Consider the following 15931-nt stretch of genomic DNA (forward strand, 5'->3'; position numbering starts at 1 on the left):
AGAGGAAGCCTGCCCACCACAAGGAGCACACTTGCCATAGGGAGCCCGCCAGGTTTTAGAACTCCAGGGTGCTGGACACCGATACCTGCCGCGCATCGCCCATGGACACAAACAGTCGGCTGGCCGCAGAGGTGTAGTAAACGCGGTCGAACAGGTTCTTCACGTTGACCTGGAACTTGACCTTCTGCCCGTCGATCTTGGTGTCGTAGGTGGCGAAGGCATCCGCCACGGTGTAGCCCGGCAGGGTGAAGTCGTTGGCGGCGTCGCCTGCGCGCTCGCCGACATACCGCGCACCGGTGCCCACACGCAACTGATCGCCGCCGAAAATGTTGCCGAAGTCGTAGGCCACCGACAGCGAGCCGGTGTGCTTGGCCACGTTTTGCAGGCGGTTGCCTTCCAGTGTCGGGTCGTTGTCCTTGATGTCTTCGGCGTCGGTGAAGGCGTAGCTGCCGATCAGGCTCCACTTGTCGGTCAACTGGCCGCTGGCGTCCAGTTCCAGGCCACGGGAACGCACCTGCCCTGCGATGCTGTAGATGGTGTTGGCGCCGGAGCCCACCGACACCAGCACATTGCGTTTGTCGATAGTGAACAACGCTGCGCTGGCGGTGATGCGCCCGGGGATGTCGAGCTTGGCGCCCAGCTCCCACGACTTGGATTCCTCCGGCGTGAGGTCACCGGTCAACGTGCTGCCATCGGCCAAGGCGGCGATGGTGGAGTTGGGCTTGAACGACTCGGTGTAGCTGCCGTAGAACGACAACTCATCGGTGTAGCGGTACACCAGGCCGGCACGTGGCACCCAGGCCTGGCCATTGCCGTTGGTGTTGGCCTTGAACGGCACGCCTTTGCCGGCGTACTGGTCATACATCTGATAGCGCGCACCGGCCACGAAGATCCACTGGTCAGTCAGGTGAATCGCGTCCTGGAAGAACAGCGAGTCGCTGCGCAGCAGGTCGGTCTGGGCGCTGTCGGCGGCGCTGACGGTGGTGCCCGCAACTTCGTTGCCGTACACCGGGTTGTTGTAGTTGAACGTACCGCGCGAGTTCTGGCGAATCAGGTCGGCGCGGTAGATCTTGCGGTACTCGTCGTCCAGGCCGAACACCAGGTCATGCTGCATGCCCAGCACATTGACCTTGCCTTCCAGGCTGGCTGTGGCGAAACGGTCGGTGGTGATCGCGCCCTTGGTGCCGTCCATCTTGCGGGTCAGTGTGCCGTTGGTGTTCACCGCGCTGACACGCACCTGGCTGGCGTCGTAGGTTTCACGGTTCCAGCTGTAGCCGAAGTGGGCTTTCCAGTCGTCGTTCAAATCGTGGTCGGCTTCGAAGCGGTACAGGTCGGAACGGCCTTCCATGTTGTTGAACGGCTCATCCAGACGGCGAGTGGCCGGGATGTCCAGCGGGTGGTTGGATTTGTCGATGGCGGTGCCGCGGTCGAACGGCGAGAGGAATTCGCGGTGTTCGTAGGCGAACAACAACTTGGTGGTATCGCCGTACCAGGCCAGGGACGGCGCCACCAGCGACTCGCGGTGGGTGCCGAAATTGCGCCAGTAGTCTTCGTCCTCATGGTCGACGATCAGGCGATAGGCCAAGCCCGAATCGCCGATGGGGCCGGTGGTGTCGAGGTTGCCGCCGCTGCCGTTCTTGCCGTCGCCGAAGGTGGAGCCGCGCACGGTCAGGGACGTGGCCTGGGTCAGTTGCGGCTTTTTGCTGACGATGTTGACCACGCCGCCCGGGTCCTGGATGCCATACAGCAGCGACGACGGGCCCTTGAGCACTTCGACCCGTTCTGCGGTTGAATTCAACGCCCGGCCCTGCACCACCGGCATGCCATCGCGCATGATCGAGCCGTTACGGTTGTCGCCGAAGCCGCGCAGCATCACCGCGTCCTGGGTGCTGGCCAGGGTGTTGGCCTGGGTGATGCCGCTGATATTGGCCAGGGCGTCATCCAGGTTGCGCGGGGTCTGGTCGCGCAGCACTTGCGCGGGGACCACGTTGACGGTCTGCGGGGTTTCCAGCAGCAACGCGCGGGAACGCATCACCGAGCTGGTGGGCGGGGGCTGGTAGCTGGTGCTGTCCTCGGTTTGGCCGACCCCGCTGATGGTGGTGGCGCCGAGGTTCAGCGCGCCATCGGTGGGCACCGGTTCCAGGGCCAGGGTGCGGGCGTCGATCTGGCGGAAGGTAAAGCCGGAGTTGCCCAGCAGACGTTGCAGGGCCTGGGTCGCACTCATTTGCCCGCTGACCGCCGGGGCACTGAGGCCATAGGGCGCTTCATCGGTGTAGATCACGCTGATCCCGGTAACCCGGCTGAAATCGCTCAAGGCCTGGGGCAACGGTTTGGCAGCCAGGGCAAAGGTGAACTGGGCGCTTTGCTGCTCCTGCGCCTGCGCCACGCCGAGGGGCAGCAATGCCAGACCCGACACCGCCAATACCGAGGCTCCCAGCCACTGTTTAACCCAACCGCCCGCCGTCGACTTCATGCTGTGAGAACCCGTGTAGAAAACGCTGTTAATGCGAATAGATCGCAGTTTCAAGCACTACACGGATGGGCTGACGGTTTACCTCACCTTTATTTGCAAATATTTTTATTTATTGCGCCTGAATGCAAAAACCCAAGCGTGGGAAATGCACATGCACGGTGCCGGCGCGTTCATCGGTACGGCGCAGGATCAGCTCTTCGCGCCCGGCAAACAGCAGTTCACCGGCCACGGGGTCGGTGCCGTAGTCAGTGGCCGAGATGGTCACCTGCTGGCCGGGTTTGAAGCCGTTCAAATCCTCGAAAACCTCATCGGGCAGCGCAGCGGGCGTTGCGTTACGCGCCACTTCCAGCGCTTGCTCGGCGCTGATCTCACTGGCAGTGCCATGGCCAACGCTCAGCACCCGGTCCAGCCACGCCGCGACAGCGGGATACGCATCCACCAACGGTGCAGTCACCGACGAGCCCTTGAGGAACCACAGCGGATGGGCCAGGGCAAAGTCGGCAATCGATGGCTCACCGAACAGGAAGTCCCCCGTCGGGTGCTGCAATTGCTGATCGATACGATGGATGATCGCCGGCCATTGGTGCTTGGCCTGGTCCAGTTGCACGCGGGCGGCGGTGCCACCGCTGAACAATTTGCTGCGGTCGGCCACCAGCACCTGGAGCATCTGTGGCGGTACGTTGGCAAATTTGACGGCCAGGGATTCAGGCTGGAACACCAGCGCCACGGCATGGGAAAACACTACCGAGTCGGCCCAGGCGGCGAAGCCTTGGGTGACCAGCTCCAGTCCTTGGGGAAACAGCGCCGGGGCGGATTTTTCCTGCTCCAGGCGTCGGGCGATCAAGGCGGTGTCACAGTAGATGTCGGCACCGACTTGCAGCACCGGCGTCTTGCGATAGCCGCCGGTCAAGGCGGTGAGGTCAGGCTTGGGCATCACCGGCGAGATGCGCACGGAATGCCAGGACAAGCCCTTGAAGCCCAGCATCAGGCGGGCTTTTTCAGCAAAAGGGGACTGCGGGTAATGGTGGAGAATCAACTCAGACATGCCAGGCTCCGCTCGATAGGTGAGCGGCTAGCTTAGCCTGCAAAACCCCAGGCGGGGACGATGGGAACCCATCAGTCAAATCAATGAGCCACTTGCGGCCAGGCACTCCTTGGCGCTTTTCTTCAACTTCTTGATCAAGCGCTCCTGGCGCAACGCCTCGCCTTTGCTCGCGCATTGCTCCGTGTACACCAGCGCGACCGCCGGACTGGACAGGAAAAACCGTGCGCCCTTGCCGCTCTGATGAGCGGCAAAACGGCGCACCGGGTCATTGCTGATGCCGCAATACAACGCGCCATTGGCGGCGCGTACCAGGTACACAAACCAGGGTTTGGGTTCAGAAGGATCAGTCACGGGTCGATTCGGCAAACCAGAAGAGCGCCAAGCTTATCAACGACCGGCCTGGAATGCCCTGAGGCCTTTGAGCGCCTGGGCACGCACGGCGTTTTTCAGGGCCGGCGACCAGCCCAGCAACAGGCCCTTGAGGCCCAGGGCCTGGCGCGACCAGCGCCACAAATCGAAGTGGTCGTGGTGTTCGCAGATCTTGCCATCGCGAAACACAAACCGCGCGCCGATATCGTTGACCACCGTGTTACCGGTGGCGCTGAACAGGTAGGTCGCGACCCAATGCGCGCTGCCGGTGGTTTCATCGCTGCGCACATGGTCGAACGTCAGGGAGAAATCCTTGGCCCGGGTGGTGAGCATGCGCCACATATCGCCGGCGTCACGCCCGCGCAACTCACCGAAGGCCGGGTCGCTGAACAGCACATCCTCGGTGTAGCAGGCCGCCATGGCCTCGGCATCCAGCCGCTGGAAAGCGCTGTAGAACTCGGTGATCAGGGCGTTGTGTGCATCGCTCATGGGCAGGTTCCAGACCAGGGGTTGTAAGCCGTCCAAGATAGTCCGGGCGCCGGTAAAACTCTATCGCCATTTACACCGGGAATGCCCCACCCAGCGCTACGGCACCATGCCGCAGCTGCGTGCGTAGGCAAACAGGTCCACATCGGTGGAGATGCACAGCCGACTCATGGCCGTGCTTTTCTGCTTGCTGATCGTGGAAATACTGCGATTGACCCGGGCCGCAATCTGGCTGACGGTCATGCCGCTGGCCAGCATCCTGACCACTTCGCGCTCCTTGCTGGATAACTGCGGCTGTTGCAGCTGATCGCCGGTGCCCGCCTCCACCAACTGCGCGCGCAGGCATTCACTGACAAATGTCTCGCCCTTGATCACGGTACCGATGGCGGTAGGCAGCTCCCGGGCCGAGGCGCTCTTGGCGACAATCGCCCGTGCCCCGTGGGCAAAGGACGCACGCAGCGTCGCCACATTGGCGAACATGGTGACCAGAATCACCGGCAAAGTCGGGTACTGGCGCCGCAACAGCCCCAGCAGTCCGTAGCCGTCGGCCTGCTGGCCGCCGGGCATGGCGAAGTCAGTCACCAGCACGTCACACGCCACGCTGCCCAGCAACTTGAGCAATTCATCGGGACCATCGGCCTCACCGACCACTGTGCATCTACCGCCCGCCTCAATCACCACCCGTTGCCCGATGCGCACAATGGGATGATCGTCGGCAATAATTACACGCAACATAAATACCCACGAATGATGGCAACTTGGAATTGGCGCAAAAATACCTGTGTCTTCTTGTCTCAACAACCACTCGACGCAGCCGGCTCCGGATCGCGCCCAGCGTTTGATAGATGGCATCTTTACGCCTACAAAATAAAAAGAAATTACCTACATCCAAGACCTTCAGCGCACAGTAATAACCTCCTACAAACTTTCGAACCCCGAAGACTCATAACTTACTCAGATAAGCCATGTACCCCCGCAAGTTGCGCTGGAAGGCTTGCAACTGCGGCGTATTCGCCACCACACCATCGGCCAGGACCCGCGCAATCAACTGCTCGCCGCAACGCTCCAGGTCGACTCCGCCGACGAAGGCCAGGCTGCCCACCAAGCGGTGCAAGCGCTCCACCAGCAAGGGCGCATCGGCGCGGGCCTGCGCCAGGTCCAGCCAGGCATCGTCTTCACGCGCTTCCTCAATCAGGCTGGCCACCGCCCGATTCACCATCTCATCACTGCCGAAAATCTCGATCAGGCTGGCTCGCGTCGGCCATGCAATCGCGCCTGGACGACAAACCGGCTCCTCCACCGACGGTGGCAAGGGTGAGGGTGCCAACTTCAGGACAGGTACTCGCTTGGAAAATACCCTTGTCACCATGGTCACCTCACTGTGCTTACATTGATTGCTCAGCCCATGAGTTCATTAACATCCACTTGAATAGGAGCGGGACGTTGCAACAGCCAAATAAACGAACAGCGTGCAACATCCCCATGGCACTCATGTGACTGTCATAAGCGACAATGAATAGCCTTGCGGACAGGGGAAAGACGATACAACAACTACGAAAAATCCAACTTTCCTACAATCCAAAACATTAATTCCCACGAACTTGCACTCAAATACTGACTACTCCGATTGTCGTAATAGTTGTATTTCCCCCGCCACTCCCCCCGGCTAAATTGCCGCCACCCCCAAAGAGGGGATGGATTGGCCCGTTTCGTCGATCCCAGCAAAACACCACCCGCCGCCCTGCTCGCCGCCTTCCACAAAAAGCTCGGACGATGCCGTGCGCAAGCCTTTATCAGCCAGCCCCATAGTGGAACCTATAGAAATGAGCAAGTCCCTCACCCTGTTCAGCGCCGCCCTGTTGCTCACCAATGCCTTGCCTGTCTTGGCTGCCAGCACGGTGGATCTGACGGTCAAAGGTTTGATCACGCCCAGTGCGTGTACGCCCAACCTGCCGGGCGCAGTGGATTTCGGAAAAATTTCCGCGAAAGACCTGAACCTCGACAGCCAGACCCCGCTGCCCACACAAACCGTACAGCTGTCCGTCAGCTGCGAGGCATCGACGCTGTTTGCCATCAAGCCTTTCGACAACCGTGCCGGCTCCTCTACCCGCCCCGCCTCGTTTGGACTGGGCCTGATCAACGAGACGGAGAAACTGGGCAGGTACTTCCTGACCATGCGCAATCCCGTCGCCGACAAGCCGTCGACCTTGCTGGTGTCGTACACCGAGGGCCGTTGGACGTGGCTCGCAGAGGACGACACCGTTGAGCCCAACTACCTGATTGCACTGGGAGGCCTGGACGAAACGATTGGCTGGCAGCCTCACCCGCTGCAGGACATGAGCGTGGAGATTGTGCTCAACACCGCGATCGCGCCGGCCAACACACTGACGCTCACCAACGAGGTGGCACTGGATGGTTCTGCGACCTTTGAAGTGAAGTACCTGTAGCGCTTACCCCGCGTCCATCGACCCTGCTCAAATGGTGATTGCCCCTATGAACCTATTTGTCACTCGCACAGCACTGTTGCTGGCGTTTACGCCAGCGGTGTTTGCCGCCAGCAATACAGACCTCACCGTCAAGGGCAGCATCACGCCCAGCGCCTGCGCGCCACTGATTTCCGGGGGCGGCGTGGTCGACTTCGGGAAAATGTCGGCCAAGTCGCTCAATACCGAGCAACACACCGTGTTGCCCAACCAGAACATGCAATTGAGCGTACGTTGCGAAGCACCGACATTTTTCACCCTCAACACCATTGATAACCGCGCCGGTTCTTCGGCCAACCATGATCACTGGCATGGCCTGGGCATGACCCCGAACGATGAAAAGATCGGCGGCTCGACCTTCCATCTCTACACCCCCGTGGCCGACGGTGTGGCTGCACGCATCATTACCTCAAGCGATGGCGGGGTGACCTGGTCACCCACCAACCAGTTGAACCATATCTGGCTGACCGCCGTTGCAAACAGCAATGGCCTGGTACCCATCGCCGTCCGCGACTTTGACGCGCAGATCCGCCTGTACACCCACGTCGCCCCCGCCGACCGCCTGACCCTGTTGGACGAAGTCCCCATCGACGGGCACGCCACCGTTCAACTCAAGTACCTGTAATTCCGCCTATCGAAAGGAGTTCGCTCACCATGAAAACCCTGTTCAGTGCCGCTGCCACCAGCTTGATGCTGCTCACTTGCGCCACCGCCCATGCCGCCTCCACCGTGGACCTGACCGTCAAGGGCCTGATCGTGCCCAGCGCCTGTACCCCCAACCTGTCCGGCGGCGGCGTCATCGACCACGGGAAGATTTCCGCCAAGGACCTGCGCCCGGACAACCCTACCCACATCGGTAAGAACGTCATGACGATTGCGGTGGTCTGTGATGGTGCGACCTCGTTTGCCCTGAATGCGATCGATAACCGCGCGGACTCCGCAATAATGGCGAGTCTCTTCGGACTGGGCTTTATCAACGGTACGCAAAAACTGGGCTGGTTCGACCTGATGTTGCAAAACGCCGTCGCCGACGGCGTACAGGTGGAAACCATCGCTTCCGGCGACGGGGGCAATACCTGGTACAAGGAAAAGTTCTGGGACCCGGGCCTGTACATGTCGGTCGCCACCACGGATGACACCACCCAGCCGGTGCCCGTGAAGGAATTGGTCATGGAGATGGAGGTCAGCACCTCGATTGCCCGCACGGACAGCCTGGACCTGAGCAACGAGGTCACCCTCGACGGGTCGGCCACCCTGGAAGTGAAGTACCTGTGATGCCGGGGATGCCATGCCAGGCCTGCTCTGCCATGGCCTCCCTTCTTACAGATCGGCCACCGTCTCCCAGCCAGTGATGCCCTATGAACACGTCCGCCACACTTTTCGCTGCCCTGCTGACACTGACCTTCGACGCCCCGGCGTGGGCCGCCTCTATCGTCGATATCACCGTGACCGGCCGGTTGACCCCGGACGCCTGTCACGTCGAGCTGTCGGAAGACGGTATGGTTGACCATGGCAAGATTCCCTCCCATACGCTGAGCAGTGATGAATTCACCCTGATGCCGAGCAGACTCCTGGAGCTGTCCGTACAGTGCGCCCGGCCCATGCTGTTTGCGCTGGTGGGCCTGGACAACCGTGCGGAGTCGGCGCTGGCCCCAGGGGTCTTCGGCTTGGGCAGGAACATCCATGCCCCCGAAGAACGCCTCGGCGGCGTGGCGCTGTCCTATCGCAACCCACTGGGCGACGCGCAACCCATGCAGGTGCTGATGTCCCTCGACAACGGTGAAACCTGGACGCCTCGCCCCAACGCCGCGCCCAAGGCCTACACCGGTTTTGCCCTGCCGGGGGATCGCCAGCCGGACTTCATCAGGCATCTGAGCGCCCAACTGCACATCGAAACCTCGATCAACTTTTCCAACTACCTGACCCTGGATCAAGAGGTGCCGCTGGATGGCTCCATCGTCCTGGATCTGCGCTACCTCTGACTCCTCTCCTGCCCAATGGAACTCTTGTCATGACGACACTACTTTTGAACATTGCGACCCTGGCATTGCTGTTCAGCATGAATGCCCGGGCTGATGGCATGGTCCCCGACACCTCCGTGGTGATCGTCTACGAAAGCGACGGCGAAGCCAGCGTTTCGGTGACCAACACCGACAGTCAGCTGGCCCTGCTGCACGTGACCCTGGAAGATATCCCGGAAGACAACGAGCCCTTGCTGGTGGTCACCCCGCCGTTGTCGCGGGTGGAGCCGACGAAATCGCAACTGGTGCGTTTCATCCTGCAAGATCATTTGCCGCTCAAGAGCCAGCGCCTCAAACGCGTGATTTTCGAAGGCATGCCCAAGGGCCGCCCCGCAGCCGAGGCCGGACATGCACGGGTGGGTGTCACCGTGCGCCAGAACCTGCCAGTGATCATTCATCCCAAGGGCCTGGCGCCCAATCGCACGCCCTGGACCGGCTTGACCTGGTCCCTGGAAAACAACCAATTGCTGGTCAGCAATGACACGCCGTATGTGGTGCGGCTGGCCCAGGAACTGCGCCTGCTGCCCGGCGACGGCAAGGCGATGCTGCCGCGCACCTATGTGTTGCCGGGTGAGCGCCTGCGTGTACCGGCAGCCGCCTCCGGCGCCCGCACCGTAAGACTGCAACCGGCCACCCTTTACGGTTTCGCCGTCGCCGCCTACGACGCGCCGCTCACCCTCCCCTGACGCAAGACGACGTGACGGCCTGACAAGCGCCGCTAAGACGCGCAGCCGCCCAATATTCGAATGCCTTGGTGAAAACAGTCGTGAATGATCGTGACGGCAACGCCGTGCCCGCCGCCCCACCCCGCCTTGCCTTACCCGTGCTGCTGTTGACCTTTGCCTTGTTCCCCGAAGAGGTACGGGCCGACGAGTACGCAGGCTTTGATACCAAGACCCTGGACCAGCGCGGCATCGACCCGCAACTGGCGAGCCTGCTACTGGATGCCCCGCGCTTCACGGCAGGCACACACGCCGTGACCTTACGGGTCAACGGGCAACGCCGCGGCCGCCTGCAGGCACGTTTCGATGAGCACGGCGCCCTGTGCTTTGACCGCGCGCTGCTGGACACCGCAAATCTGCGGGTCCCGGCGGACAGCGGCCCGTGCCATGACTTTCTCGCCCGCTTCCCGCAGAGCCTGGTCGAGCCGGACCCGGCCAGCCTCACCGTATCGCTGGTGGTGCCGAGCGAAGCCTTGCGCCCGGCGCAGCAGGACATCTCGGGATACCAGGCCGGCGGTGTCGCGGGCTTGCTCAACTACGACCTCAGCGGGTTCTACAACCGCTTCGGCGACGACGCCAGCCGTTTCGGCTCGGCCAATACCGAGGTCGGCTTCAATGCGGGCGACTGGATCGTGCGCAGCCGCCAGGTGCAGACCTGGCAGGATGGCCTGTCACGCAGCACCCACCTTGAAGCCTATGCCCAACGCACCTTTGCCCGTTATCAAACGGTGCTGCAGGCCGGGCAAGTCAGCCTCTACAACCCGGTGTTGTCCGGCGCCCAGATCACCGGCGTGCAGGTATTTACCGAACAAGCCCTGCAAGACCAGGAGCAGGGCGCGACCATCGAGGGCATCGCCAACAGCCCCGCACAGGTCGAGGTGCGGCAGAACGGCGCGCTGATCCACTCGACGGTGGTCCCCGCCGGCCCGTTCGCCCTCACCGATGTACGGCGCTTGAACACCCGCTCGGATGTGGAGGTAACGGTCAAGGAAAGCACGGGCGGCGAACGGCGCTTCACCGTCCCGGCGGCGATGCTTGGCCTGGGGCTGCCGGCAGCCGGTTACTCGGTGGCAGCAGGACGCGTGCGCAATATTGGTAACGCTCAAGGTGACGATCCGTGGGTGGTCAGTGCGGGCTGGAACGGCGCCGTGCATCCGCAATTGTCCGTGGGCGGCGGCGTGCTGGCCGCCAGCCAATACCGTGGAGTGGGAGCAAGCATGGCCTGGTTGCCCGGGCTGGACAGCCAGTTGCAGCTGGCCAGCCAACTCTCCGATGCCCAGGCCCGCGACAAGGCACAGGGTGTACAAACCGATCTTTCCTGGGCCCAGCGCCTGGGTGAACAATGGTCATTCAGTCTCGCCAACTCCTGGCGCACCCCAGGCTACCGCGAGCTGGAGGAAGCCACCTACGCAGCCCAACCCGACCGGCACCGCAGCACACGCTATCGCGATCAACAAAGCGCCACCCTGGGCTGGTCGCACCCGTGGCTCGGGGCATTCAGCGCCGGGCTCTCGCGCTCCAGCAATTTTGACGGGGCCAACAGCAGCCGCGCGCTGGCGTCCTGGGGGACGAGCGTCAACGGCGTTTCGCTGTCGGCCAGTGCCGAATGGCAGATGGGCGGGCGCCAGCAACAGGACAACGCGGTGTACCTGAACCTGAGCCTGCCCCTGGGCGAGAGTCGCCGGGCCCGCGCCTGGGTGCGCAACTCGGGCGGCGAGCACCGTTCCGGGCTCGGCCTGAACGAACAGGTCAACGACCAACTCAACTACCGGGTCAGCGCCGAGTACGACAGCCGTGACCGCCAGGTGGAGACCAGCGTGGGCCTGTCCGCCCTGCCGCGCTATAGCCAGTTGGACCTGAGCTACAGCCGCAGCGACGCCGAACGCTCGAGTTACCAGGGCGGTGCCCGTGGCGCGATGGTGGTGCATGGCGGCGGGATGACGTTCTCGCCGTACCCGGTGCGCGACACCTTCGCCCTGGTGTCGGTGGGCGACATGAGCGGCATCAAGCTCAGCACCCCCAGCGGCCCGGTCTGGACCGATTGGCAAGGCCAGGCGGTGGTTTCCCAGGTCAATGCGTACGGACGCAGCCCGGTCGAGGTACAGACCCGCTCGCTGCCACGCAACGCCGATATCCACAATGGCCTGGCAATGATCTCGGCCGGGCGTGGTGCGGTGGATCGCGTCGAGTTCGGCGTAGCGCTGACGCGCCGCTTGCTGCTGACAGTACGCACCGACCAGGACCAGCCGTTGCCCCGTGGCGCCACGGTGAGCACTGCCGAGGGTGAATTCGTCACCCTGGTCCAGGATGGCAGCCAGGTGTTCCTGCCCAATGTGCTGGAGCACACCACGCTGTGGGTCGGCACCGCAGGCAAACAACGCTGTGAATTGCGCTTTGAATTGCCGGCCAAGGCGAATCCGACGGTGTATTACGAAACCGCCCCCGCCCTCTGCCATACCCCCGAGGATGATCGATGACAGCCCTACGACTAGGCATCGCCTGCGTGCTGATGGGCGCGCTCAATAGCGCCCTGGCCCAGGACGAATGCCGCCTGAACGTCAGCGAGGCGTTGCTGGATTTTGGCCTGATGAACCGCGCCGCCCAGCGCGACAGCGCCCCACAGCGTTTGCTCGGCGAGCGGCGCCTGAGCCTGACGTTCACGTGCCCGCACCCCACCGACCCGAGCCTGTTCTATCGCGCTTTGGCGACAAGCGCAGAGCGCTGGCAATTTACCGAGCAGGGCAGCTACACCCTCCACGCCAGCGACGCTGTACTGGATGGCCAGGCGGTGGCCCTGGGGTTGCTGCCCGCCAGCGGCCAGCCTGCCGTCGCCACAGGTAACAGCCTGGATTGGCGGCCGGGCCACGGGATTGCGCCGGTCCAGAACGGTACGCTGCTGACGGGCAAGCACTTTTCACTGCAACTGAGCGTCAACGCCTGGGCCGACAGCGCCGCCACCCGCGTCAGGGATGCCACCACCTGGGAAGTCTCCGGCACGGTCTACAACCGTCCCAGCGATCGCTACCGCGAACTGACACTGCAGGCGCATTTCGCTCCCGTGGCCTGTGTACCGCAGTTGTCTAATGGAGGGCTGGTGGATTACGGCACGCTGGCGGCCAAAGACCTGAACGCCACCCACGAAACCCCACTGCCCACCCGCACCCTGCAGTTTTCTGTCAGTTGCGACGCCGCCACCCCCTTCGCCTTGAAGATGCACGACAACCGCAACGGCTCGGCGACCGGAGGCACCGATGAAACCGCCTACGGCCTGGACCTGGACGCCAGCCAGAACAAGATCGGGCGCTACTACCTGAACATCGACCCGGCCGAATTCAGCGCCGACGCCCTCGGCACGCTGTATCGCACCGACTCCACCAGCGGCGGGGTGGCCTGGAGCAGTTCCAGTGCCCGGCAGATCCCCATCGCCGCCAACAGCCTCATGGGGTTCACCGACCGCGCCGCCAGCACGTTGGGGCCGGTACCGATCCAGCACCTGGCCGGCACGGTGCGCCTCAAGGCCTACCTGGCGCCGACCCAGGCCCTGGACTTGCGCAACGTGGTGTACATCAACGGCTCCGGCACCCTCGAAATCATCTACCTGTAACCCATTGGAACCCGCCCCATGAAAACCCCCGGCATCACCCTGCTCTCCCTGCTGTTACTGGGGAGCGCGCTCCCCGCACAGGCCGCCTCGCGCGTGGACCTGGCGGTCAAGGGCCGCATCACGCCCACCGCCTGTACCCCGCAGTTGTCCAACGGCGCGTTGATCGACTACGGCAAGATCTCCCACCAGGACCTGAACGCGGACAAAAATACGCGCCTGCCGGTCAAGCTGCTGCAAGTCAGCATCGCCTGCAACGCCTCGAACCGCTTCGCCTTGCGCATGCACGACAATCGCGACGGTTCGGCCATGGTCAACAGCGAGATTTACTACGGACTGGGCCTGGACAACAGCGGCAACCGTATCGGCCTGTACTCCATGACCTTCGACCCCAGGCAGACCCTGGTCGACAGCACCACGCAGGTGTATGGCACCGAGTCCACCACCGGTGGCGTGGCCTGGCGCACCGCCAACCTCAACCCCATCAATATCGGCGCCAACAGTTACCTGGGCTTTACCGGCATCGCCGGCAGCACGGCCGGGCCCTCGGCAATCCAGGAGCTGATCAGCACGGTCAAGGTCGAAGCCGTGATCAATGCCACGCAAAACCTGGACCTGAGCAGCGACACACGACTCGACGGCCTTGCCACGCTGGAGGTGGTGTACCTCTAGACTTTCTCGCTGCTGACCTGCACATACTGCGCCCGCCCCGCCCCCAGCCCGGCAATGATGGCGCCCAGGCCGATGACCGCGAAAATCCAGCCGATGGCCGACCAGCCGCCCGTCCAGTCGTGCACCAGGCCCACCGCAAATGGGCCAATGGACGCCAGGGTGTAGCCAAAGCCCTGGGCCATGCTCGACAGGTTGGCCGCCACATGGGAGTCGCGCGAGCGCAGCACGATCAGGGTCAGCGCCAGGCTGAACGTACCGCCCTGGCCCAGGCCGAGCAGGATCGCCCAGCCCCACAGGCCGTCCAGCGGTGCATACAGGCAACCGAACAAACCGCCGAGGGTCAGCAGCATCACCACTACGATCGCCAGGCGCTGGTCTTTGCCACGGGTGGCGAGCCAGGGTGCGGCGAGGGAACTGAACAATTGCATGACGATAGAGCCGGACAACGCCAGCCCGGCTTCGGTGGCGCTCAGGCCACGACCGATCAGGATCGACGGCAGCCAGCCAAACACGATGTACGACAGGGACGATTGCAGGCCCATGTACAAGGTGACCTGCCAGGCCAACGGATCACGCAGCAGGCCCTTCACTCGGTAGGCGACCTGGTGGGTGGCGTGTCTGCGGCCGACCTGCGGTAACCAGAACAACGCCGCCGCCAACGCCGGCAGAATCCAGAAGCCCAGACCAATGGTCCAGCGGTCACCGAAGTAATGACTCAGCGGCACCGTGGCACCGGCGGCCAACGCCGCGCCCAGGCACAGGGCCATGGTGTAGACGCCGGTCATGGCACCGGCCTGCCTGGCGAAATCACGCTTGATCAGGCCCGGCAGCAAGACGCCGATGATGCCGATGCTCGCACCGGCGATCAGGCTGCCGACGAACAAGCCCACTTCGCCAAAAGCGCTGCGCAGGATGATGCCGGCGGCCAGGGTCAGCAAAATCCCCAACACCACCCGCTCGGCGCCAAACCGCCGGGCCAGGATCGGCGCCGTGGGTGCGAACAGGCCGAGGCACAACACCGGCAGGGTGGTGAGCAAACCGGCCTTGGCCGCCGACAACCCCAGGCTGCTGGAGACGTCGGCCAGCAATGGCGCCACGCTCGACAACGCCGGACGCAGGTTCAAGGCCACCAGGATCAGGCCCAGCAGCAGCAACCAGGGGCGACTCACCACCGGGTGGCTGCTTTGCACCACGTCGTCGTCGGCCTCGGCGTCGATCAACAGTTCGTCCAACTCGCTCGTACGCTTGGTTTCAGGGTTCATTGATCAACTGCCGGCAAAGGGATTTGGCGCGTTCCGGGTCCTGGTGTTCCACGGCTGCGAGCAGGGCGATATGCAGGTCGAACACCGCCTGGCGACGCGGCGAAATGTTCAGGGTCTGGCGCAACTGCGCGCCGACGATGGCGGAAAAGTACTGGTACAGCTCGCTCAACGCCGGGTTGTGCGCGGCGTCCACCAGGCGTTTGTGGAACAGCAGGTCGGCGCTGATATAGGCCTCGAGGTCACCGTGGTACAGCACCGCGCTGGCCTTGAGTGCCTCATGCAAAGCGGTGAGGTCGGCGTCGGTACGGCGCACCGCCGCGAGCCCGACGGCCTCCACTTCCAGGATCTGCCGCGTCTCCTGCGCCTGCTCCAGGGTGCAGTGGGATAACGCGCGCATGGCCCCCAGCGGGTCGGTCATCGAGCGCAGGTAACTGCCGTCGCCCTGGCGGATCTCGATCAACCCGGAGAACGCCAACACGCGCATGGCCTCGCGCACGGTGTTGCGGCTGATGCCCAGCTCGGCGGCCAGCTCCGGCTCGGTGGGCAGGCGTTCGCCGATGGCCCACCGGCCTTCGCTGATGCGCCAGCGCAATTGCTCAAGGGCCTGGTCCACCAGGGAGCGTTTGATCAAGGGGGCGATGTCTGTCATGGAATGCAGGCTTTCGTCCAATCATAGGATGAATTTTCCTACAGCCTATTCAGAGTTGCCTACAAAGGCAACGCACTAGGGTTCTTAGGCAGGAAAAGGAGCAGTATTTTCGATTGGTAAAATTACCCTCAAAGGGTAATTATTCGGC

16 protein-coding genes are annotated in these 15931 nt (G+C 63.1%); 8 read left to right on the forward strand and 8 right to left on the reverse strand.

Going from position 1 to position 15931, the window contains the following annotated elements; translation table 11 throughout:
• Nucleotides 1-55: 55 nt before the first annotated feature.
• From AC07OP_RS04340 to AC07OP_RS04365, 6 genes are all read right to left on the reverse strand, one after another.
• On the reverse strand, nt 56-2473 hold the full coding sequence (locus AC07OP_RS04340) for a TonB-dependent siderophore receptor (protein ID WP_495101170.1): 2418 nt from the start codon (nt 2471-2473) through the stop codon (nt 56-58).
• 109 nt (nt 2474-2582) lie between these two features.
• Nucleotides 2583-3518 carry a glutathione S-transferase family protein gene (locus AC07OP_RS04345; RefSeq protein WP_495101169.1) on the reverse strand — a complete coding sequence of 312 codons (936 nt, stop codon included), beginning with the start codon at nt 3516-3518 and terminating at the stop codon, nt 2583-2585.
• 75 nt (nt 3519-3593) lie between these two features.
• Entirely contained in the window at nt 3594-3869 is a 276-nt protein-coding gene (locus AC07OP_RS04350; RefSeq protein WP_027604699.1) for a GIY-YIG nuclease family protein, read from the reverse strand.
• 36 nt (nt 3870-3905) lie between these two features.
• The gene (locus AC07OP_RS04355; RefSeq protein WP_065938610.1) at nt 3906-4376 is read right to left on the reverse strand and encodes a nuclear transport factor 2 family protein; all 471 of its coding nucleotides are present in this window, start codon (nt 4374-4376) and stop codon (nt 3906-3908) included.
• A gap of 96 nt (nt 4377-4472) precedes the next feature.
• Nucleotides 4473-5108, reverse strand: coding sequence for a response regulator (locus AC07OP_RS04360; protein ID WP_065938609.1), 636 nt, complete (start codon nt 5106-5108; stop codon nt 4473-4475).
• A gap of 208 nt (nt 5109-5316) precedes the next feature.
• Entirely contained in the window at nt 5317-5742 is a 426-nt protein-coding gene (locus tag AC07OP_RS04365) for a hypothetical protein (protein ID WP_495101168.1), read from the reverse strand.
• Between the two features lie 454 nt (nt 5743-6196).
• On the opposite strand from AC07OP_RS04365, the gene AC07OP_RS04370 reads away from it, so the two are divergent.
• From AC07OP_RS04370 to AC07OP_RS04405, 8 genes are all read left to right on the forward strand, one after another.
• Nucleotides 6197-6820 carry a DUF1120 domain-containing protein gene (locus AC07OP_RS04370; RefSeq protein WP_115486702.1) on the forward strand — a complete coding sequence of 208 codons (624 nt, stop codon included), beginning with the start codon at nt 6197-6199 and terminating at the stop codon, nt 6818-6820.
• A 46-nt stretch (nt 6821-6866) separates the two neighbouring features.
• A complete protein-coding gene (locus AC07OP_RS04375; protein ID WP_115486701.1) occupies nt 6867-7481 on the forward strand; it encodes a DUF1120 domain-containing protein in 615 nt (204 codons plus the stop codon).
• Nucleotides 7482-7510: 29 nt separating this feature from the next.
• Nucleotides 7511-8131 (forward strand): DUF1120 domain-containing protein, encoded by a 621-nt coding sequence (locus AC07OP_RS04380; protein WP_027604704.1) that lies wholly within the window; start codon nt 7511-7513, stop codon nt 8129-8131.
• A gap of 83 nt (nt 8132-8214) precedes the next feature.
• Nucleotides 8215-8838, forward strand: a complete 624-nt coding sequence (locus AC07OP_RS04385; RefSeq protein WP_495101167.1) for a DUF1120 domain-containing protein — start codon at nt 8215-8217, stop codon at nt 8836-8838.
• Between the two features lie 29 nt (nt 8839-8867).
• Nucleotides 8868-9563 (forward strand): fimbria/pilus chaperone family protein, encoded by a 696-nt coding sequence (locus AC07OP_RS04390; protein WP_115486698.1) that lies wholly within the window; start codon nt 8868-8870, stop codon nt 9561-9563.
• 80 nt (nt 9564-9643) lie between these two features.
• On the forward strand, nt 9644-12076 hold the full coding sequence (locus AC07OP_RS04395) for a fimbria/pilus outer membrane usher protein (RefSeq protein WP_115486697.1): 2433 nt from the start codon (nt 9644-9646) through the stop codon (nt 12074-12076).
• The gene (locus AC07OP_RS04400; RefSeq protein ID WP_115486696.1) at nt 12073-13203 is read left to right on the forward strand and encodes a DUF1120 domain-containing protein; all 1131 of its coding nucleotides are present in this window, start codon (nt 12073-12075) and stop codon (nt 13201-13203) included. The genes AC07OP_RS04395 and AC07OP_RS04400 overlap by 4 nt, the downstream gene beginning before the upstream one ends.
• An 18-nt stretch (nt 13204-13221) precedes the next feature.
• Nucleotides 13222-13872 (forward strand): DUF1120 domain-containing protein, encoded by a 651-nt coding sequence (locus AC07OP_RS04405; RefSeq protein WP_115486695.1) that lies wholly within the window; start codon nt 13222-13224, stop codon nt 13870-13872.
• On the opposite strand, the gene AC07OP_RS04410 is transcribed toward AC07OP_RS04405, so the two are convergent.
• Together AC07OP_RS04410 and AC07OP_RS04415 are read right to left on the reverse strand one after the other, a co-directional pair.
• On the reverse strand, nt 13869-15134 hold the full coding sequence (locus AC07OP_RS04410; protein ID WP_146476025.1) for a CynX/NimT family MFS transporter: 1266 nt from the start codon (nt 15132-15134) through the stop codon (nt 13869-13871). The two genes, AC07OP_RS04405 and AC07OP_RS04410, sit on opposite strands and share 4 nt — an antisense overlap.
• Nucleotides 15124-15783 (reverse strand): FadR/GntR family transcriptional regulator, encoded by a 660-nt coding sequence (locus AC07OP_RS04415; protein WP_092356653.1) that lies wholly within the window; start codon nt 15781-15783, stop codon nt 15124-15126. The genes AC07OP_RS04410 and AC07OP_RS04415 overlap by 11 nt, the downstream gene beginning before the upstream one ends.
• Between the last annotated feature and the right edge of the window lie 148 nt (nt 15784-15931).

The sequence above is a fragment of the Pseudomonas sp. GW821-FHT09D08 genome, assembly GCF_059416305.1.

Excerpts from the sequence above, each read along its gene's own strand:
- AC07OP_RS04340 (WP_495101170.1), bottom strand. The coding sequence starts at position 2,473 with ATGAAGTCGACGGCGGGCGGTTGGGTTAAACAGTGGCTGGGAGCCTCG.
- AC07OP_RS04345 (WP_495101169.1), bottom strand. The coding sequence starts at position 3,518 with ATGTCTGAGTTGATTCTCCACCATTACCCGCAGTCCCCTTTTGCTGAA.
- AC07OP_RS04355 (WP_065938610.1), bottom strand. The coding sequence starts at position 4,376 with ATGAGCGATGCACACAACGCCCTGATCACCGAGTTCTACAGCGCTTTC.
- AC07OP_RS04360 (WP_065938609.1), bottom strand. The coding sequence starts at position 5,108 with ATGTTGCGTGTAATTATTGCCGACGATCATCCCATTGTGCGCATCGGG.
- AC07OP_RS04365 (WP_495101168.1), bottom strand. The coding sequence starts at position 5,742 with ATGGTGACAAGGGTATTTTCCAAGCGAGTACCTGTCCTGAAGTTGGCA.
- AC07OP_RS04370 (WP_115486702.1), top strand. The coding sequence starts at position 6,197 with ATGAGCAAGTCCCTCACCCTGTTCAGCGCCGCCCTGTTGCTCACCAAT.
- AC07OP_RS04375 (WP_115486701.1), top strand. The coding sequence starts at position 6,867 with ATGAACCTATTTGTCACTCGCACAGCACTGTTGCTGGCGTTTACGCCA.
- AC07OP_RS04380 (WP_027604704.1), top strand. The coding sequence starts at position 7,511 with ATGAAAACCCTGTTCAGTGCCGCTGCCACCAGCTTGATGCTGCTCACT.
- AC07OP_RS04385 (WP_495101167.1), top strand. The coding sequence starts at position 8,215 with ATGAACACGTCCGCCACACTTTTCGCTGCCCTGCTGACACTGACCTTC.
- AC07OP_RS04390 (WP_115486698.1), top strand. The coding sequence starts at position 8,868 with ATGACGACACTACTTTTGAACATTGCGACCCTGGCATTGCTGTTCAGC.
- AC07OP_RS04400 (WP_115486696.1), top strand. The coding sequence starts at position 12,073 with ATGACAGCCCTACGACTAGGCATCGCCTGCGTGCTGATGGGCGCGCTC.
- AC07OP_RS04405 (WP_115486695.1), top strand. The coding sequence starts at position 13,222 with ATGAAAACCCCCGGCATCACCCTGCTCTCCCTGCTGTTACTGGGGAGC.
- AC07OP_RS04410 (WP_146476025.1), bottom strand. The coding sequence starts at position 15,134 with ATGAACCCTGAAACCAAGCGTACGAGCGAGTTGGACGAACTGTTGATC.
- AC07OP_RS04415 (WP_092356653.1), bottom strand. The coding sequence starts at position 15,783 with ATGACAGACATCGCCCCCTTGATCAAACGCTCCCTGGTGGACCAGGCC.